This window comes from Pseudomonas sp. GD03944, assembly GCF_029839275.1.
In the GTDB taxonomy this organism is placed as follows: Bacteria; Pseudomonadota; Gammaproteobacteria; order Pseudomonadales; family Pseudomonadaceae; genus Aquipseudomonas.
Window position 1 is genome coordinate 1 of sequence record NZ_JAOCAH010000008.1, and the last position, 19,210, is coordinate 19,210.

Here is a 19,210-nt window from a genome sequence, read left to right on the forward strand (position 1 = left end):
TTTGATGGAGACGCCGATGCGCGTGTGGATCGATGCCGATGCCTGCCCTCGGGGGGCCCGGGATCAGGTGGTGAAGTTCGCCCTCAAGCGGGGTTTCGAGGTGGTGCTGGTGGCCGGTCAGGCCGTGGCGCGGCCGAACTTCGCCTGTGTGCGGCTGGTCGTGGTGCCCAGTGGCCCGGATGCGGCGGACGATTACCTGGTCGAGCATGCCGTGCCGAGTGAGCTGGTGATCTGCAGCGACGTGCCCCTGGCGGACCGTCTGGTGAAGAAGGGAGTGGCGGCCCTCGATCCCCGGGGCCGGGAGTTCGACGAGAAGAACATGGGCGAACGTCTGGCCGTGCGCAACCTGTTCACCGACCTGCGCGAGCAGGGCCAGGTCGGCGGCGGCCAGGCGCCCTACGGTGACAAGGATCGCCAGGCGTTCTCCAACGCCCTGGACCGCATCCTGACCCGCCTGAAAACCCACGGCGCGTAGCGTGCCATCGTTGGTAAAACTCGCGGCTGAAGCCCCTCCCACACAGGCAGTTGTCTCCGTGGAAGGCGCTTCAGCGGCGAGCTTTTAACGGCCATCAGCCGCAGAGATAAGTGCCCGTACCCACCGCCACCAGGGTGCCGTCGTCGCTGTGCAGTTCGCTGCGCACCACCGCCACCTTGTTGCCCGAACGCAGCAGCACCGCATTGGCGGTGAAGCGCTGGCCCCGCCCGGGGCGCAGGTAATCCACCCGCAGGTCGATGGTACCGAGCTTGGACAGGCGCGCCATGCGTTCGCTGGTCGACAGGTTCTGGTGGCGCTCGAAGGCGCCGATCAGCGCCATGGCGCCGCCCGCGACGTCCAGCAACGAGGAAATGACCCCGCCATGCAGGATGCCGTGCAGGTAATTGCCGATCAGCTCGGGTTTCATGGGCAGGTGCATGGTGACGCGCTCGGGACTGAGCTCATCCAGCTCGATGCCAAGCACCTGGTTGAAGGGGATGCGCTGGAAGAAATCGCTCACCGCCCGCTGCAATTCGGCGGTGAGTTCGAAGGGTTGGCGGGTCATCGGTGGCAGGCCTCCAGGGTTTGCCACACGCTGCCGCAACGGCCCGTCCTTGACCAGAGGCGCGGCCGGTGTACCGCGCGCATTGGCGGGATCGACCTGCTCGGTCGCCCCGCCCGGGGGGTGCGGGGTCAGTCCGCGTGGGTCAGTTCCAGCACCCGGTCGACCAGCTTGTTGATGCCCGAGGCGGCCTGGCTGATGGACTCGGCGAGCATGTAGGCCGGCGTCGTCACCAGTTTGCGGGCGCTGTCCTCGACGATTTCGCTGACTTCGCATTCGTGGTGCACGGCGCCCATCTTGGTCAGGGCCTCGGCGGTGCCTTCGTCGGTGCCGATGGTGCAGTTGATGCCTTCACCGAAGATGCGCGCGGCCAGGGCCGGGGCGATGCAGATCAGGCCAACCGGCTTGCCCGCTGTGGCGAAGCCCTGGGCGGCGTTGAGCACGTCCGGCTGCACGGTGCAGTTGGCGCCGGCGACGGCGAAGTCGGAGAGGTTCTTGGCGGCCCCGAAACCGCCGGGGATGATCAGGGCATCGAAGTTCTCGGCGCGCAGTTCGCGCACGTCCTTGATGTTGCCGCGGGCGATCCGGGCGGACTCGACCAGGACGTTGCGCGTCTCGCCGGTCTCGTCGCCACTGTAGTGATCGACCACGTGCATTTGTGCGATGTTCGGCGCGAAACACTGCACCTCGGCGCCACGCTGGTCGAGGCGCAAGAGGGTGATCACGCTTTCATGAATTTCCGCACCGTCGTAAACACCGCAGCCGGAAAGAATCACCGCTACTTTTTTGTTCATCAAGTACTCCTGGTTACCGGGTTGAACCAAGGTGGGTGCGCAGAAAGCGACTGACCCGTTGCTGCGCATCCTTGGCGAGTTGTGGTTGATACGTGGCCAGATCGCTTTCGTGGTCGAACACGTGGTCGGCCGCTGCGTACTGTTGTAGTTGGACTGAGCCGGGCGCCAGTTGTTGCAACGCTTCCAGGCATTGTTGGTGGTCGGTGATGCGGTCCTGGTCGGCGAGCAGCATCAACTGCGGGATCGTGGGCTGCAGGTGGCCGCGCAAATGGGCCGGAAAACCGCAGTAGGGGTAGTAGGTGACCGCCGCCCGGACCCGTGCCAGGCCTTGCTGGCCGGGGGCGCTGAAGCCGTGTCCGGCCTCGCCGGCGTAGGACAGCGCATCGAGGATGCTCCAGCCGCCGTGGGAGAAGCCCAATAGCGCCAGGCGCTGGCTGTCGATCTGCGGGTAATCGGTGGTTAGCTCGAGGGCAGCGTACACGTCCAGGGCGCGCTGGTTGCCCCACAGCCGCTTGCCGGCGCACACCGGCTGCCAGTCGGTGATGCCACGGGCGCCGTAGCTGTCGACGAACAGCACCGCATAGCCGGCGGGCAAGACCCAGTCGGTCACGCTCTTGACCATCTCCTGGCGCTGGCCGCTGCAGCCATGGAACACCAGCACCGTGGCGAAGGGACCGTCGCCGGGCGGGGTGAGCAGGCGCAGATGGGGCGCAAGCCGCGCCTTGGCGTGCGCCAGGTCGTCATCGGCGGGCAGCAGGGCGTCACGGTAGGGATAGAGGCCGAGCAGGGCGACGAGGCTCAGCGATACGAAGCCGAAGGCGATCCAGCGAAAAGGTCTGCGCATGCTGTCGTCAAATGCCACTCAGGTTGTCATGGGGCGCCGCGTCCCCGTATCGCGCGGGCCGTACGATGCAATCGTAGCCCTTGGCCTTGCACAGTGATACGGGTCTGACATGAATTACATCCTCTACGCGGTGCCTTTTTTCTTCCTGCTGATTGCCCTGGAACTGTTGGCCGACCGTTGGCGCGGTGTTCGCACCTACCGCCTGGCCGATTCGATCAACAGCCTGAGCGCCGGCGTGCTGTCGACCACGGTCGGGTTGCTGACCAAGACGGTGGGACTGCTGACCTACACCCTGGTCTGGCAGCAGGCGGCGCTGTTCGAGTTGTCGGCCGACAACCCCTGGGTCTGGGTAGGCGCCTTTGTCTTCTACGACTTCTGCTACTACTGGAACCACCGCCTGGGCCACGAGCGCAACGTGCTGTGGGCGGCGCACTCGGTGCACCACCAGAGCGAGGACTACAACCTCTCCACCGCCCTGCGCCAGACCAGCACCGGGTTCATCTTCGGCTGGATCTTCTACGTGCCCATGGCCCTGGTGGGCGTGCCGCCTCTGGTGTTCCTGACCGTGGCCGCGCTGAACCTGCTGTACCAGTTCTGGGTGCACACTCGGCACATTCCCAAGCTGGGCTGGTTCGAGTGGCTGTTCATCACCCCGTCCAACCACCGCGTGCACCACGCCCAGAATCCGGTGTACATGGATCGCAACTACGGCGGTGTATTCATCGTCTGGGATCGTCTGTTCGGCACCTTCCAGGAGGAGCTGGACGAGGAACCGGTGATCTTCGGCGTGACCACGCCCCTGGCCAGCTGGAACCCGCTGTGGGCCAACCTGCAGTTCTACAGCGTGCTGTGGCAGGACGCGGTGCGGGCCGGCTCCTGGTGGGACAAGCTGCGCATCTGGTTCATGCGCACCGGCTGGCGCCCGGCGGATGTGGCCGCCCGCTACCTGCAGCAGAAGCCCGACCTGTCGCGTTTCGTCAAATTCGAGGTGCCGCTGAGCCGTTACCGACAGGTCTACGCAGCCCTGCAATTCGTGGTCTACGTGGTGGGAGGCAGCTACCTGCTGGCGCTGGGTGGCGAGCTCTCGGTCGCCGCCTTGCTGCTGGGCTGTGCCTGGGTGGGCTTCGGTCTGTACTGCATCGGCATGTGGCTGGAAAGCCGCCCCTGGGCCTCGACCCTGGAAGCCTGGCGCCTGGTGCTCAACCTGCCGGTGCTGGTGCTGGCGGATCAGCTGGGGGTGGTTGCCCTGGCCCCGCTGGGCTGGTTGCTGTTCGGCGCCTACAGCCTGCTGAGTCTCATCGCCCTGTTCGCCGGGCGCCGCGGTGAGCGCGCCCTGGCGGTGTGAATCACGGCGCCTGGCGGCGCCAGCGGCGCAGCAGCCACAGCACGACCAAGAGCAGCACCAGGACCGCGGCGATGTAACCCTGGAAACGCTGCACGTCGCTGAGGATCACCTTCACGGCCGCGCCCAAGTGGTAGGCGGCGTAGCCGATGACACTGGCCCAGATCGCCACGCCGATGGCGTTCAGCACCAGGTAGCGGCGCCAGGAATAGCCCGAGATGCCGATGGCCAGCGGCATCACCGTGCGCATGCCGTAGATGAAGCGAAAGCCCAGCACCCACAGGTCCGGATAACGCCGCAGGTGCTTCAGGGCCTTGTCGGCGGTGGCTTGCCAGCCGGGCTTGCGGGCGAGGATGCGCTGCCCCTGGTGGCGGCCGACGTGGTACCACAGCTGGTCGCTGGCGTAGGTGCCACAGAAGGCGCACAGCACCACCAGTTCGATGCTCAGGTAGCCGCGCAGCGCCAGGTAGGCGGCCACCAGCAGAGACACCTCGCCTTCGAGAAAGGCGCCTGCCACGATGGCCGGGTAACCGAATTGCTGCAGCAGGTTTTCGAACATGGACGGGCTCGTGTGTGGAGGTGTTTCAGACTACTCCGTCGCGCGGGGCGGGAAAACTGCCGGATGGCTCGACGAACCCGTGCCCGCATGGTCACAATGTGGGCATTCGCCTCGATCGGCACGGCTGCGACGTGCCGCCGCGTATCGGTTCGTCATCATTTGGTCATAATGGCGGCTTATAACTGTCACACTCGCCCGTTCGTGCGGGCCATGGAGTCTGCCGTGAGCTTTACCCCTGCCAATCGTCTGTTCCCCGCAACCCGCCTGCGCCGCAACCGGCGCGATGATTTTTCCCGACGGCTGGTGCGCGAGAACCGGTTGAGCGTCGATGACCTGATCCTCCCCGTGTTCGTGCTGGACGGTGACAACCGCCGCGAAGCCATTCCCTCCATGCCGGGCGTCGAGCGCCTGTCCATCGACCTGCTGCTGCAGGAAGCGGAGAAGTGGGTGGCCTTGGGCATTCCGGCCCTGGCGCTGTTCCCGGTGACGCCGCTGGACAAGAAGTCCCTCGATGGCAGCGAAGCCTGGAACCCCGAAGGCATTGCCCAACGCGCGATTCGTGCCCTGCGTGCGCGCTTCCCTGAGCTGGGCGTGATCAGCGACGTGGCCCTCGACCCGTTCACCACCCACGGCCAGGACGGCATCCTCGACGACGCCGGCTACGTGCAGAACGACGTCACCGTCGATGCCCTGGTCAAGCAGGCCCTGTCCCATGCCGAAGCCGGCGCCCAGGTGGTGGCCCCCTCGGACATGATGGACGGCCGTGTGCAGGCGATCCGCGAAGCCCTGGAGCTGGCCGATCACAGTAACGTGCGCATCATGGCCTACTCGGCCAAGTACGCCAGCGCCTACTACGGCCCGTTCCGCGATGCGGTGGGCTCTGCCGCCAACCTCGGCAAGGGCAGCAAGAACACCTACCAGATGGACCCCGCCAACGGTAACGAGGCGCTGCACGAAGTGGCCGCCGACCTGGCCGAAGGCGCCGACATGGTGATGGTCAAGCCGGGCATGCCGTATCTCGACATCCTCTGGCGCGTCAAAGAAGAATTCCGCGTGCCCACCTTTGTCTACCAGGTCAGTGGCGAGTACGCGATGCACATGGCCGCGATCGAGAACGGCTGGCTCAGCGAGGCGGTGATCCTTGAATCGCTGACCGCGTTCAAGCGTGCCGGTGCCGATGGCATCCTCACCTATTTCGCCGTGCGTGCGGCTGAACTGTTACAACAGAGGCCCTAGCCTCCCCAGGATTGACGATGAACACCGAAGGACTCAGCAACAGCGAGCTGCAAGACGCCCAGCCGGTCGTCGCCGACATACCGGTGGAACCGGCTCCCGCCCCCGTTCCGGAGGAGCCGGCGGTAGCGCCCCTGGTGATCCCGGGCCTGGATGACAGCAGCCTGTACATTCACCGCGAGCTGTCGCAGTTGCAGTTCAACATCCGCGTGCTGGAGCAGGCGCTGGATGAGTCCTACCCGTTGCTGGAGCGCCTGAAGTTCCTGCTGATCTTCTCCAGCAACCTGGACGAGTTCTTCGAGATCCGTGTCGCCGGCTTGAAAAAACAGATCACCTTCGCCCGCGAGCAGGCCGGCGCCGATGGCCTGCAGCCGCACCAGGCCCTGGCGCGGATTTCCGAGCTGGTGCACGAGCAGGTCAACCGCCAGTACGCGATCCTCAACGATGTGCTGTTCCCGGCCCTGGCCAAGCACCACGTCAACTTCATCCGCCGGCGTTTCTGGACCACCAAGATCAAGGCCTGGGTCCGCCGCTATTTCCGCGACGAGATCGCGCCGATCATCACGCCGATCGGCCTCGACCCGACGCACCCGTTCCCGTTGCTGGTGAACAAGAGCCTGAACTTCATCGTCGAGCTGGAAGGGGTCGACGCCTTCGGCCGCGATTCCGGTCTGGCGATCATCCCGGCGCCACGCCTGCTGCCGCGGATCATCAAGGTGCCCGAGGAAGTCGGCGGTCCCGGCGACAACTTCGTGTTCCTCTCGTCGATGATCCACGCCCACGCCGACGACCTGTTCCAGGGCATGAAGGTCAAGGGCTGCTACCAGTTCCGCCTGACCCGTAACGCCGACCTTTCGGTGGACACCGAGGACGTGGAAGACCTGGCACGCGCGCTGCGTGGCGAGCTGTTCAGCCGCCGCTACGGCGATGCCGTGCGCCTGGAAGTGGTCGACACCTGCCCGAAGAACCTGTCCGACTACCTGCTCAAGCAGTTCGGCCTGTCCGAAAGCGAGCTGTACCAGGTCAACGGCCCGGTGAACCTGACGCGCCTGTTCAGCATCACAGGCCTGGACAGCCATCCGGAGCTGCAGTACACGCCGTTCACCCCGGTCATCCCCAAGCTGCTGCAGAACAGCGACAACCTGTTCAACGTGATCAGCAAGCAGGACATCCTGCTGCTGCACCCGTTCGAGTCCTTCACGCCGGTGGTTGACCTGCTGCGCCAGGCCGCCAAGGACCCGCACGTGCTGGCGATCAAGCAGACCCTGTACCGCTCCGGGGCCAACTCCGAGATCGTCGACGCGCTGGTGGAAGCCGCGCGTAACGGCAAGGAAGTCACGGCGGTGATTGAGCTGCGGGCGCGCTTCGACGAAGAATCCAACCTGCAACTGGCCAGCCGCCTGCAAGCGGCCGGTGCGGTGGTGATCTACGGGGTGGTCGGCTTCAAGACCCACTCGAAGATGATGCTGATCCTGCGCCGCGAGAACGGCGAGATCCGCCGCTACGCCCACCTGGGCACCGGCAACTACCACGCCGGCAACGCGCGCCTGTACACCGACTACAGCCTGCTCACCGCGGACGTGGCGCTGGGCGAGGACGTGTCCAAGCTGTTCAGCCAGCTGATCGGCATGGGCAAGACCCTGCGCATGAAGAAGCTGCTGCATGCGCCGTTCACCCTGAAGAAGACCCTGCTCGACCTGATCGCCAAGGAAACCGCGGCAGCCGCCGAGGGCAAGCCGGCGCACATCATCGCCAAGTTCAACTCGCTGACCGATCCGAAGATCATCCGCGCGCTGTACAAGGCCAGCCAGACCGGCGTGCGCATCGACCTCATCGTGCGCGGCATGTGCTGCCTGCGTCCGGGCGTGCCGGGGGTGTCGCACAACATCCACGTGCGCTCGATCATCGGCCGCTTCCTGGAGCACACCCGGGTCTACTACTTCCTCAACGGCGGCGACGAGCTGATCTATCTCTCCAGTGCCGACTGGATGGAGCGCAACCTCGACAAGCGCGTCGAGACCTGCTTCCCGGTCGAGGGCAAGAAGTTGATCCTGCGGGTGAAGAAGGAGCTCGAGGCCTACCTCACCGACAACACCCAGAGCTGGGCGCTGCAGCCGGATGGCCGCTACCTGCGCAACAGCCCGACCGGCAACCAGAACCCGCGCAGTGCGCAGGCCGGCCTGCTGGAGAAGTTGACGGTACCGGTGGTCAGCGCCCGCTGAGACCGGTGAGCGGCGACCCTCTGGGGCTCAGGCGAAGGGTGCTCAGCGTACGCTGAGCACGATGTCGATGCGCTTGAGCCACTCCGCTTCCTGCGTGAAGTCGGCCTGCGTCAGCGGGTTGGCATCCAGCCAGTCCTTGGGAAACTGGATTTCCAGGCTCTTGTCGTTGGCCTTGAGGCGCACGGCGGGCATTTCCTGGTTGCCACGGATGTGGTGGAACAGGATGGCGAAGCGCAGCAGCACGCACAGCCGAACCAGCTTGATGCCTTCCTCGCCGAAGTCGGCGAGCTTGTCCTTGGGCACGTTGCGGCGGTGGCCGCGCACCAGCAGGGCCAGCATCTGCTGGTCCTGGCGCGAGAAACCGGACAGGTCGGAGTGTTCGATCAGGTAGGCGCCGTGCTTGTGGTACTGGTAGTGGGCGATGTCCAGGCCCAGCTCGTGGACCCGGGCGGCCCAGACCAGCAGTTCGCGGTGCCACTCGTCCGTCAGCTCCCAGCTGTCCGCCACCTGTTCCAGGGCTTCCAGCGCCTTGCTCTCGACCCGCGCCGCCTGTTCCAGGTCGACGTGGTAGCGCTCCATGAGGGCGCTCAGGGTGCGCTCACGGACGTCTTCGTGCTGGTGGCGGCCAAGCAGGTCATACAGCACGCCTTCGCGCAGCGCGCCTTCGGAATGGGTCATGCGCTGGATGTCGCAGGCGTCGAAGATCGCTTCCAGGATCGCCAGGCCGGCCGGGAAGATCGCCCGACGGTCCGGCTTGATGCCGTCCAGGTCGAGTTTTTCCGCTTCGCCGATCTTGAACACCTTGCGCTTGAGCCACGCCAGGCCTTCCTGGTTGACCTCGCCATTGCCCAGGCCGGCGGCCTGGATGGTCAGGCCGATGGCCTTGATCGTGCCGGACGCGCCCACGGCGTCTTCCCAGCCGAGGCGGCGCAGGGCGTGCTCGATGCCCATCAGCTCCAGGCGCGCGGCGGTGTAGGCCTGGGCATAGCGGGCCGGCGTGACCTTGCCGTCCTTGAAGAAGCGCTGGGTGTAGCTGACGCAGCCCATCTGCAGGCTTTCGCGCAGCAGCGGCTCGAAACGCTGGCCGATGATGAATTCGGTGCTGCCGCCGCCGATGTCGGCCACCAGGCGTTTGCCCGGGGTGTCGGCGATGCTGTGGGAAACCCCGAGGTAGATCAGGCGGGCTTCTTCGCGGCCGGAGATCACTTCCACCGGGTGGCCGAGTACGGCTTCGGCGCGGCGGATGAATTCGGCGCGGTTGCGCGCTTCGCGCAGGGCGTTGGTACCGACGATGCGCACCGCGCCCTCGGGCAGGGTGGAGGTCAGCTGCGCGAAGCGCCGCAGGCAGTCCAGGCCGCGCTGCATGGCTTCTTCGCTGAGCAGGCGCTGTTCATCGATGCCGGCGGCCAATTGCACCTTGTCGCCCAGCCGTTCGAGGATGCGGATCTCGCCGTGATCGGCCTTGGCCAGCACCATGTGGAAGCTGTTGGAGCCCAGGTCGATGGCGGCGATCAACGGGAACGACTCGGCAGGGGTATGCGGCATAGTGGCGATGTCTCGGTCATTAACCGCGTCATCGTGCCACGATCGACCGGTCGAGCCAACGCATACCGATGTCGCAGTGGCCCCCTCAGGGCGGCGCCGGGTCCGCCGCAAAGGTGGCCAGCAGGGGTGGCACAGCACCTGTTCATCGCAGTTGGGACCGTCGCCGCCGCGGTCGATCACCACGAAGGTGCCCGGCTGGTGCAGGCTCAGCAGGGGGGTGGTGCCAGGAGCCGGGGGCGTGGAGCGCGCCATGGAAACCTGGCAGGAGCACCGCAAGATTCTCAAGGCCCTGGCCCGCCATGCCGCGGGGCCTGCGCAGAAGGCCATGCGGCAGCATATCCGCGCGGCGGCGTCGCGCACCGGGATCGCGTTCGCCACGCTGGGCGACTGGCCATCAGGGCGAAAACCGAACGGGTCGATAGAGAAGCACAATTGCCTGCGCCTTCCTGTGCCAGAAAAGCCGGGCTATGATGTCGGTCACTTTTTTGCTTCCGAACGCGGAGACTATCCATGAGCGAATTCATCACCAACGTCAGCGACGCCAGCTTCGACCAAGACGTTCTCCAGGCAGAAGGTCCGGTGCTGGTCGACTACTGGGCTGAGTGGTGCGGCCCGTGCAAGATGATCGCGCCGGTCCTCGATGAGATCGCCAAGGACTATCAGGGCAAGCTGAAAGTCTGCAAGCTGAACATCGACGAAAACCAGGACACCCCGCCGAAGTTCGGCGTTCGCGGCATCCCGACCCTGATGCTGTTCAAGAACGGCAACGTCGAAGCCACCAAGGTTGGCGCCCTGTCCAAATCGCAACTGGCGGCCTTTCTCGATAGCAATATCTGAGCAATTTCGCTGCGACAAGAAGCCCTGCACAATGCGGGGCTTTTTTCTGCCCGAAGGCTAGACGTCTTCGATAAGCCGGTGTTACATTCGGCCTCGCTGCATTTTCTGTGCAGCCCCCTGCATAGCCGTCGCCGACGCCTCCCTACTCGAACCTTCGAGATACAAGCACGCGATTCAGTCGCATTCCAGCGGCGCGGCTGCCCAAGCGATTAGCTTATTTCCCTCCTCAAAATGATTACGTCATTCCTATGAATCTGACCGAACTCAAGCAAAAGCCGATTACCGAACTGCTGGAAATGGCCGAACAGATGGGCATCGAGAACATGGCCCGTTCGCGCAAGCAGGACGTGATCTTCTCGCTGCTGAAGAAACATGCCAAAGGCGGCGAAGAGATTTCCGGTGATGGCGTGCTGGAGATCCTCCAGGACGGTTTCGGCTTCCTTCGCTCCGCAGATGCCTCGTATCTCGCCGGCCCGGACGATATCTACGTCTCGCCGAGCCAGATCCGCCGCTTCAACCTGCGTACCGGCGACACCATCGTCGGCAAGATTCGCCCGCCGAAAGAAGGCGAGCGTTATTTCGCGCTGCTCAAGGTCGACACCATCAACTACGACCGCCCCGAGAACGCGAAGAACAAGATTCTGTTCGAGAACCTGACGCCGCTGTTCCCGAACGAGCGCCTGACCATGGAAGCCGGCAACGGCTCCACCGAGGACATCACCGGCCGTGTGATCGACCTCTGTGCCCCGATCGGCAAGGGTCAGCGCGGCCTGATCGTCGCCCCGCCGAAAGCGGGCAAGACCATCATGCTGCAGAACATCGCCAGCAACATCACCCGTAACAACCCGGAAGTGCACCTGATCGTCCTGCTGATCGACGAGCGCCCGGAAGAAGTGACCGAGATGCAGCGCACCGTGCGCGGCGAAGTGGTCGCCTCCACCTTCGACGAGCCGCCAACCCGCCACGTGCAGGTTGCCGAGATGGTGATCGAGAAGGCCAAGCGCCTGGTCGAGCACAAGAAGGACGTGGTCATCCTGCTGGACTCCATCACCCGCCTGGCGCGTGCCTACAACACCGTGATCCCGAGCTCCGGCAAGGTGCTGACCGGTGGTGTCGACGCCCACGCCCTGGAGAAGCCGAAGCGTTTCTTCGGTGCCGCGCGTAACATCGAGGAAGGCGGTTCGCTGACCATCCTCGCCACCGCGCTGGTGGAAACCGGTTCGAAGATGGACGAAGTGATCTACGAAGAATTCAAGGGCACCGGCAACATGGAGCTGCCCCTGGACCGTCGTATCGCCGAGAAGCGTGTGTTCCCTGCCATCAACATCAACAAGTCCGGCACCCGCCGCGAGGAGTTGCTGACCGGTGAAGAAGAGCTGTCGCGCATGTGGATTCTGCGCAAGCTGCTGCACCCGATGGATGAAATCGCCGCGATCGAGTTCCTGATCGACAAGCTGAAAGCGACCAAGACGAACGACGAGTTCTTCCTGTCGATGAAGCGCAAATAAGCGCTGTGGCTTGCCAAAAGGCCGGGGAAACCCGGCCTTTTGCTGTCTGTGGTATTGGCCCGGCTTCTGAAAGACCGACTTCGGCGCTAAACTTTGCGGCCGACTGGCACGCCCGATACGAGGTTCCTGCATGCAGTATCGCGACCTGCGCGACTTTATAAGCGGCCTGGAGGCGCGCGGCGAACTCAAGCGCATCCAGGCACCGGTGTCCCCGGTGCTGGAAATGACCGAAATCTGCGACCGCACCCTGCGCAAGGCAGGCCCGGCGCTGTTATTCGAGAACCCCACCGGCTTCGACATGCCCGTGCTGGGCAACCTGTTCGGCACGCCCGAGCGCGTGGCGCTGGGCATGGGCGCCGAGGCGGTCAGCGAGCTGCGCGAGATCGGCAAGCTGCTGGCGTTCCTCAAGGAGCCCGAGCCGCCGAAGGGGCTCAAGGACGCCTGGTCCAAGCTGCCGATCTTCAAGAAGGTCCTGTCCATGGCGCCCAAGGTGCTCAAGGATGCGCCGTGCCAGGAAGTGATCGAGGAGGGCGACGACGTCGACCTCTACAAGCTGCCGGTGCAGACCTGCTGGCCTGGCGACGTCGGGCCGCTGATCACCTGGGGCCTGACCATCACCAAGGGGCCGAACAAGGACCGGCAGAACCTGGGCATCTACCGCCAGCAGGTGATCGGTCGCAACAAGGTGATCATGCGCTGGCTCAGCCACCGCGGCGGCGCCCTGGATTTCCGTGAGTGGTGCGAGAAGTTTCCTGGCCAGCCGTACCCGGTCGCCGTGGCCCTGGGCGCTGATCCGGCGACCATTCTCGGGGCGGTGACGCCGGTGCCGGACAGCCTCTCCGAATACGCCTTCGCCGGCCTGCTGCGCGGCAACAAGACCGAACTGGTCAAGGCCCGCGGCAGCGAGCTGCAGGTGCCGGCCAGTGCCGAGATCGTCCTCGAAGGGGTGATCCACCCTGGCGAGATGGCCGACGAAGGTCCCTACGGCGACCACACCGGCTACTACAACGAGGTCGACCGCTTCCCGGTGTTCACCGTGGAACGCATCACCCGCCGGCAGAAACCGATCTACCACAGCACCTACACCGGCCGGCCGCCAGATGAGCCCGCCATCCTCGGCGTGGCGCTGAACGAAGTGTTCGTGCCGATCCTGCAGAAGCAGTTCCCGGAAATCACCGATTTCTACCTGCCGCCGGAAGGCTGTTCCTACCGCATGGCGGTGGTGACCATGAAGAAGCAGTACCCCGGTCACGCCAAGCGCGTCATGCTGGGTGTCTGGTCGTTCCTGCGACAGTTCATGTACACCAAGTTCGTTATCGTCACCGACGACGACATCAACGCCCGGGACTGGAACGACGTGATCTGGGCCATCACCACGCGCATGGACCCCAAGCGCGACACGGTGATGATCGACAACACGCCGATCGACTACCTGGACTTCGCCTCGCCGATCTCCGGCCTGGGTTCGAAGATGGGCCTCGACGCTACCCACAAGTGGCCGGGCGAGACCACCCGCGAGTGGGGCCGGGCCATCGTTCAGGACGAGTCGGTCAAGCGCCGGGTCGATGAGATGTGGGCCGAACTGGGGATCGATTAATGCCGCCGTGTCGGGCACGGGCGCAACGCTGAGCGATTATCAGCGGCGACCCGGGCCTGGCAAACTGCCTTGGTTTTTGAAGTGGATGTGCCATGAGAGTCACCCTGCAACCCTCCGGTGCCGTGTTCGAGATGTTGCCCGGCGAACGTATCCTCGATGCGGCGCGGCGCCTGGGTTTCGATTGCCCGCAGAGCTGCCGCAACGGCAACTGCCATATCTGTGCGGCGCTGCTGGTCGAGGGCCGGGTGCGTCAGGCCGGAGCGGAGCTGGACCATGGCGAGCTGTTCACCTGCCTGGCAGAGCCGCTGGAAGACTGCGTGCTGCACTGGGATGGGGTGCTGGCGCCGGGTGAGTTGCCGGTGCGCGAAGTGGCCTGCCAGGTGATCGCCTGCGACCCGGTAGGCGGCGACGTGTACCGCCTGCGCCTGCGTACCCCGGCCGGCAAGCCGCCGCGCTACCACGCCGGCCAGTACCTGCTGCTGCAGCGCGAGGGCGATGACTACGCGGCGTTTTCCCTGGCCTCGGCACCGCAATCGGGTCGTGACCTGGAACTGCACATCCTGGCCCGGGACGAGGTCACCAACCGCTTCGTGGAAAAACTGCGCGGTCTGGGCGTGGTGCGCGCCAAGCTGCCGTTCGGCGACACCCACCTGGCCGAGCTGCCGGACGGGCCGCTGGTGCTGATCGCCGCCGGCACCGGCATGGGGCAGATGCACAGCCTGATCGAACACTGCCGGGCCCAGGGCTTCAAGCACCCGGTGCACCTGTACTGGGGCGCGCGCCGGCCGGACGACTTCTACGAGCTGCCGCACTGGGCCGAATGGCAGCAGTTGCCCAACCTGTTCCTGCACCGGGTGGTCAGCGATGCCTGCGGCTGGGAAGGGCGCTGCGGCATGCTGCACCAGGCGGTGTGCGAGGACTTCCCCGACCTGTCGGCCGTGCATGTCTACGCCAGCGGCTCGCCGCCCATGGTCTACGCCACCCTCGATGCGCTGGTCGAGGCCGGGATGGACGCCCACCAGATGCGCGCCGACGTGTTCGCCTACGCGCCGCGCGACTAGCTCAGGCGCCCAGCAGCGACACCGATTTCACCTGGGCCCAGAGGGCCTGGCCGGCGTGAATGCCCAACTGGTCGAACGAATAACGGGTGATCCGCGCCAGCAGGCGCTGCTCGCCCACGCGCAGGGTCAGCAGGCTCTGCGCCTCCATGTGCCGCCAGCTGTCGACCTCCGCCGGTAGCAGGTTGAGTAGGCTGCTGCCTTCGGCGCGCTGCACGCTGAGGCTGACATCCCGTGCCTTGATCTTGACCCGCACCATCTGCCCCAGCGGCAGGCTGCCGTGGGGCAGGCGCACCCGGGCCGGGCTGCCGGCCAGTGTCAGTTGCAGCAGGTGGTAGTCGGCGTCGAAACCGCTGACCTGGCCGTCGATCACCGCTTCCGCATCGTCCTCGAAGGCGAACGGCAGGTCGGCGCGCAGCAGGGTTTCCTTCAGCGGCCCGCTGGCGCGCACCTGGCCGTCCTCCAGCAGGACCAGGTGATCGGCCAAGCGCGCCACTTCATCCGGTGCGTGGCTGACGTACAGCACCGGGATATCCAGTTCTTCATGCAGGCGCTCCAGGTACGGCAGCACCTCCTGTTTGCGCTTGAGGTCGAGGGACGCCAGGGGCTCGTCCATCAGCAGCAGCCGCGGGCTGGTCAGCAGCGCCCGGGCGATGGCCACCCGCTGGCGCTCGCCGCCGGACAGGTTGGCCGGCATGCGCTGCAACAGGTGGTCGATGCCGAGCAGGGTCACCGCCTGCTCCAGTTCGATATGCCGTTGCGCCGCCGGGATACGCTTGAGCCCGTACTCCAGGTTGCGCCGCACGGACAGGTGCGGGAACAGGTTGGCTTCCTGGAACACATAGCCCACCGGGCGCTGGTGCGCGGGCAGGAAGTGACCATGGGCACTGTCCTGCCATTGCTCGCCGTTCACCTGCAGCAGGCCCTCGGCAGGGCGATCCAGGCCGGCGAAGCAGCGCAGGCAACTGGTCTTGCCTGAACCCGAATGGCCGAACAGGGCGGTCACGCCGCGCCCCGGCAACGTGAGGTCGACGTCCAGGGTGAAGCCGGGACGCGCCACCTTGAAGCGCGCGAGGATCAGGTTCTGCGGCGCATCGCTCGGCACCTTCACCGCCGACGCCCGGCGCAGCGGCCAGATCATTGCCACACCCGCTTGTTGCTGCGGCCCGAATACAGCGCCAGCAGAACGATGAAGGAGAACAGCACCATGCCGCCGGCCAGCCAGTGGGCCTGGGCGTACTCCATGGTTTCCACGTGGTTGTAGATCTGCACCGAGGCCACCTGGGTCTTGCCGGGAATGTTGCCGCCGATCATCAGCACCACGCCGAACTCGCCCACGGTGTGGGCGAAGCCGAGGATCGAGGCGGTGATGAAGCCGGGGCGGGCCAGCGGCAGGATCACGCTGAAGAAGCTGTCCCAGGGGCCGGCACGCAACGTGGCCGCGGCTTCCAGCGGCAAGCGGCCGATGGCCTCGAAGGCGTTCTGCAGGGGCTGCACCACGAAGGGCAGCGAGTAGAACACCGAGCCGATCACCAGTCCGGTGAAGGTGAATGTGAAGGTGCCCAGCCCCAGGCTCTGGGTGAACTGCCCGAAGAAGCCGTTCGGCCCCATGCTCACCAGCAGGTAGAAGCCGATCACGGTGGGCGGCAGCACCAGCGGCAGGGCCACCAGCGCGCCGATCGGCTGCTTCAGGCGCGACTGGGTGCGTGCCAGCCACCAGGCGATCGGCGTGCCGATCAGCAACAGCAGCAGGGTGGTCAGCGAGGCCAGTTCGAGGGTCAGCAGAACGGCGGCGAAATCGGCCTGGGTCAGGGGCATCGGAGCAATCCGTGATTACAGCTGGTAACCGTAGGCGCTGATGATGGCGGCTGCCTGCGGGCCCTTCAAGTACTCGACCAGGGCTGCGGCGGCCGGGTTGTGCTCGCCCTTCTTGAGGATCAGCGCATCCTGACGGATCGGCTCATACAGCTCGGTGGGCACCTGCCAGGCCGAGCCGCTGGTGATCGTGCCGTCCTTGTAGACCTGGGACAGGGCGACGAAACCCAGCTCGGCATTGCCGGTGGAGACGAACTGCAGGGCCTGGGTAATGTTCTGCCCCTCGACGATCTTGCCGGCCACGGCGTCGCGCAGGCCCAGCTTGTCCAGGGTCTGGGTCGCGGCCAGGCCATAGGGCGCGGCCTTGGGGTTGGCGATGGCCAGGTGCTTGAACTGGTTGGCCTTGAGCACGTCACCTTTCTCATCGACGTAGCCCGGCTGCGCCGACCACAGCACCAGGGTGCCGATGGCATAGGTGAAGCGCGAGCCGGCCACTGCCTGGCCTTCGCTTTCCAGCTTGGCCGGGGTGCTGTCGTCCGCCGAGAGGAACACCTCGAACGGCGCGCCGTTGCGGATCTGCGCGTAGAACTGGCCCGTGGCGCCGTAGGCGGCCACCACTTTGTGTCCTGTGTCTTTCTCGAAGGCGCTGGCGATGGCCTGCATCGGCGCGGTGAAGTTGGCGGCCACGGCCACCTGAACGTCCTCGGCCAGGGCAGGGGTGGCCAGGGTGAGGCCGGCGAGCAGGGGCAACAGCGAACGAAGCAGAGGGGTCATGGCAGCGTCTCGAGTGAGGGGTGGCGAAGCGTAACCGCTATTTACTTTTGTATATAGCGGTTGAGCCTGGCGGTCCGCAAGCAAAATCGCAGAGGGAGTTGGCTGCTGGTTAGGGCTTCAGGCGCGGCGCCAGACGCTGGCCAGCCAGGGCTGCTGCTCGCGAGGCAGGCCGGTGGGGCGGTAGAAGTGCTCGATCTCGCTGAACCCGGCGTCGGTCAGCAGCGAACACCAGGTGGCCAGGTCGTGGTAAGAGGCATAGCGCTCGCCATTCCAGCCTTCCTGGTTATCGCCGTGGGGGTTGGAGCTGAACAGCACGCCGCCGGGTTTCAGGGTGGCGTGCAACTGGCGCAGCACCCGCGGCAGTTCCTGCAGCGGCACATGGAACAGCACGGCGTTGGCGAAAATGCCGTCGAAGCGCGCGTCCGGCAGGTCGAGGGCAAGGAAGTCCTGCCGCCAGACCTCGCAGCCGCTGTCGGTGCGGGCCATCTCGACGAATTCGGGGCAGCCGTCGAGCCCGACCGCCACGTGCCCCAAGGCACTGAAGGTGCGCAGGTCGCGGCCGGGTCCACAGCCGAAATCGAGGATCTGCCAAGGCGCCTCGCCCTCGATGGCCCGCAGCAGGGCGGCGATATTCTGACTGACGTCGTGGTCGCGGGTGGCGTCGCGAAAGCCTTCGGCGCAGCCCTGGTAATGGGCCAGGGTCAGGGCACTGATCTGGGCGAGGTCGTCGGGGCTGAGGGGCATGGGCGGGTGAACCTGGAACCGGGGGAGGGCTATTAAACCCGCCCGGTTCGGTTCAGGCCAGTTTCAATCCGCGTTTCAGGGGCAGGCCGACGGCGATGCCGACCAGGCAGAACAGGCCGAACAGCCAGCCCGACGCGGCCCCGGCCATGATCCCGGACAGCAGCGTGCCGACCGTGCAGCCCAGGGCGAGCATGCCGCCCCAGCCCAGCAGCACGCCGCCCAGCAGGTTGCGCAGCAGTTCGCGCGGTGCCGGCCGGCGCGGCTGGAAATCACCGGCGAGCAGGGCGCTGGCCCAGGCGGCGAACACCAGGCCGAGCACGAACAGGCCGTTGTTCGACAGCAGGGTTTCCTTCACCACGGTGGCGCAACCGGAAAAGCCATCCAGCCCCTCCAGGCGCTCCGGCAGCCAGCCCAGCGTATTGGCGCCGGTGCGCGCCACGCTGCCCAGCTCGGCGGTCACGCCCAGGGGACTGACCCGCAGGTAGGCCACGGTGGCCATGGCGCCGATCAGCAGGCCACCGACCCAGGTGGGCCAGCGTGTGCCGAACAGCAGGGCGAACAAGGGTTGCTCGGCCTGGGGCGCACTCAGGGTACGCCGGTAGCGCAGCAGCCCACTGGCCAACAGGGCGAGCAGCGCCAGTTGCAGCAGCAGCGAGCCGCCATAGCCCAGGGTGCCGGGCAGCCAGACCACGGGGGCTTCCTGGATGGTCAGCAGGTACAGGGTGTTCCAGCACAGGAAGCCGAGGAAGAAACCGATCAGCGCGCCGACCAGGGCAGCCAGCGAGGCGAAGGCGCCTTCGCCCAGGCGGTAGAGGTGGGCGCTGATGCAGGAGCCTGACAGCGCCATGCCGATGCCGAACACCGTAGCGCCCAGTGCCAGCACCCAGCTCAGGGGGCCGATGTGGGCGTCGGGGGGCAGCCGGCCGCTGGACGGGTCCGGCAGAAAGGCGCCAAACACCGCGTGGTAGCCCAGGGTGCCCACGGCCAGGGCCGCCAGCAGGCCGAGCAGGCCGGTGGGGTCGCGGCGCTCGATGAAATCGCGGGTGATGCAGAAGAAGCAGAAACGCGAGCGTTGCAGCAGCAGGCCGAACAGGGCGCCGCTGAGCAGGGAGAAACTGAGGTCGCGTCCCTGGTTGCTCGGGTCGGCCAGCAGCCAGGTGGCGAGCAGCAGGCCGGCGGCGATCAGGGCCGCGCCGGTGCGGGACAGCCAGGTCGGCGGGGCGAGAACGGAGGCGGTCATGGGTTGTCCTTTCCGACCGGGGTGACGAAGGCGACCCTGGCCCTTGGCACAGGGGCACGTT

The 19,210-nt window shown here is 65.9% G+C and carries 18 protein-coding genes and 1 pseudogene; 9 read left to right on the top strand and 10 right to left on the bottom strand.

Annotated elements, in window-relative coordinates:
* Nucleotides 1-16 precede the first annotated feature (16 nt).
* Nucleotides 17-475, top strand: a complete 459-nt coding sequence (locus N5C28_RS13750) for a YaiI/YqxD family protein (RefSeq protein WP_279823427.1) — start codon at nt 17-19, stop codon at nt 473-475.
* Between the two features lie 94 nt (nt 476-569).
* Here N5C28_RS13750 and N5C28_RS13755 read toward each other — a convergent pair whose 3' ends face one another.
* From N5C28_RS13755 to N5C28_RS13765, 3 genes are all read right to left on the bottom strand, one after another.
* Nucleotides 570-1,040, bottom strand: a complete 471-nt coding sequence (locus N5C28_RS13755) for a thioesterase family protein (protein ID WP_279823068.1) — start codon at nt 1,038-1,040, stop codon at nt 570-572.
* 128 nt (nt 1,041-1,168) lie between these two features.
* Nucleotides 1,169-1,831 carry an isoprenoid biosynthesis glyoxalase ElbB gene (elbB, locus tag N5C28_RS13760; protein ID WP_279823069.1) on the bottom strand — a complete coding sequence of 221 codons (663 nt, stop codon included), beginning with the start codon at nt 1,829-1,831 and terminating at the stop codon, nt 1,169-1,171.
* 13 nt (nt 1,832-1,844) lie between these two features.
* Nucleotides 1,845-2,675, bottom strand: a complete 831-nt coding sequence (locus tag N5C28_RS13765) for a dienelactone hydrolase family protein (protein ID WP_279823070.1) — start codon at nt 2,673-2,675, stop codon at nt 1,845-1,847.
* Nucleotides 2,676-2,784: 109 nt separating this feature from the next.
* Between N5C28_RS13765 and N5C28_RS13770 the strand changes: the two genes are divergently transcribed.
* On the top strand, nt 2,785-4,020 hold the full coding sequence (locus N5C28_RS13770) for a sterol desaturase family protein (protein ID WP_279823071.1): 1,236 nt from the start codon (nt 2,785-2,787) through the stop codon (nt 4,018-4,020).
* 1 nt (nt 4,021) lies between these two features.
* On the opposite strand, the gene N5C28_RS13775 is transcribed toward N5C28_RS13770, so the two are convergent.
* Nucleotides 4,022-4,576 carry a DedA family protein gene (locus N5C28_RS13775; protein WP_279823074.1) on the bottom strand — a complete coding sequence of 185 codons (555 nt, stop codon included), beginning with the start codon at nt 4,574-4,576 and terminating at the stop codon, nt 4,022-4,024.
* A gap of 222 nt (nt 4,577-4,798) precedes the next feature.
* On the opposite strand from N5C28_RS13775, the gene hemB reads away from it, so the two are divergent.
* Nucleotides 4,799-5,812: a porphobilinogen synthase gene (hemB, locus tag N5C28_RS13780; protein WP_279823076.1), complete on the top strand. Its 1,014-nt coding sequence runs from the start codon at nt 4,799-4,801 to the stop codon at nt 5,810-5,812.
* A gap of 17 nt (nt 5,813-5,829) precedes the next feature.
* Entirely contained in the window at nt 5,830-8,031 is a 2,202-nt protein-coding gene (ppk1, locus tag N5C28_RS13785) for a polyphosphate kinase 1 (protein ID WP_279823077.1), read from the top strand.
* A 42-nt stretch (nt 8,032-8,073) separates the two neighbouring features.
* Here ppk1 and ppx read toward each other — a convergent pair whose 3' ends face one another.
* Nucleotides 8,074-9,576 (bottom strand): exopolyphosphatase, encoded by a 1,503-nt coding sequence (ppx, locus tag N5C28_RS13790; RefSeq protein WP_279823078.1) that lies wholly within the window; start codon nt 9,574-9,576, stop codon nt 8,074-8,076.
* Nucleotides 9,577-9,820: 244 nt separating this feature from the next.
* Between ppx and N5C28_RS13795 the strand changes: the two are divergent.
* The 5 genes and pseudogenes from N5C28_RS13795 to N5C28_RS13815 form a co-directional block, all read left to right on the top strand.
* Nucleotides 9,821-9,955 (top strand): annotated as a pseudogene (locus N5C28_RS13795) (FCD domain-containing protein); the annotation flags it as partial.
* Between the two features lie 131 nt (nt 9,956-10,086).
* Nucleotides 10,087-10,413: a thioredoxin TrxA gene (gene trxA, locus N5C28_RS13800; RefSeq protein ID WP_279823079.1), complete on the top strand. Its 327-nt coding sequence runs from the start codon at nt 10,087-10,089 to the stop codon at nt 10,411-10,413.
* A 248-nt stretch (nt 10,414-10,661) separates the two neighbouring features.
* On the top strand, nt 10,662-11,921 hold the full coding sequence (gene rho, locus N5C28_RS13805) for a transcription termination factor Rho (RefSeq protein ID WP_279823080.1): 1,260 nt from the start codon (nt 10,662-10,664) through the stop codon (nt 11,919-11,921).
* A 130-nt stretch (nt 11,922-12,051) separates the two neighbouring features.
* Entirely contained in the window at nt 12,052-13,518 is a 1,467-nt protein-coding gene (ubiD, locus tag N5C28_RS13810; protein WP_279823082.1) for a 4-hydroxy-3-polyprenylbenzoate decarboxylase, read from the top strand.
* 92 nt (nt 13,519-13,610) lie between these two features.
* On the top strand, nt 13,611-14,579 hold the full coding sequence (locus N5C28_RS13815) for a CDP-6-deoxy-delta-3,4-glucoseen reductase (RefSeq protein ID WP_279823083.1): 969 nt from the start codon (nt 13,611-13,613) through the stop codon (nt 14,577-14,579).
* 1 nt (nt 14,580) lies between these two features.
* Here N5C28_RS13815 and modC read toward each other — a convergent pair whose 3' ends face one another.
* The 5 genes from modC to N5C28_RS13840 form a co-directional block, all read right to left on the bottom strand.
* Complete coding sequence (gene modC / locus N5C28_RS13820; protein WP_279823084.1) at nt 14,581-15,717, bottom strand: molybdenum ABC transporter ATP-binding protein; 1,137 nt, start codon at nt 15,715-15,717, stop codon at nt 14,581-14,583.
* Nucleotides 15,714-16,394, bottom strand: a complete 681-nt coding sequence (gene modB, locus N5C28_RS13825) for a molybdate ABC transporter permease subunit (protein WP_279823085.1) — start codon at nt 16,392-16,394, stop codon at nt 15,714-15,716. Before modB ends, modC begins: the two co-directional genes overlap by 4 nt.
* Nucleotides 16,395-16,409: 15 nt before the next feature.
* On the bottom strand, nt 16,410-17,165 hold the full coding sequence (gene modA, locus N5C28_RS13830; protein ID WP_279823086.1) for a molybdate ABC transporter substrate-binding protein: 756 nt from the start codon (nt 17,163-17,165) through the stop codon (nt 16,410-16,412).
* 117 nt (nt 17,166-17,282) lie between these two features.
* Nucleotides 17,283-17,909, bottom strand: a complete 627-nt coding sequence (locus N5C28_RS13835) for a class I SAM-dependent methyltransferase (protein WP_279823088.1) — start codon at nt 17,907-17,909, stop codon at nt 17,283-17,285.
* Nucleotides 17,910-17,961: 52 nt separating this feature from the next.
* A complete protein-coding gene (locus tag N5C28_RS13840) occupies nt 17,962-19,149 on the bottom strand; it encodes a YeeE/YedE family protein (protein ID WP_279823090.1) in 1,188 nt (395 codons plus the stop codon).
* Between the last annotated feature and the right edge of the window lie 61 nt (nt 19,150-19,210).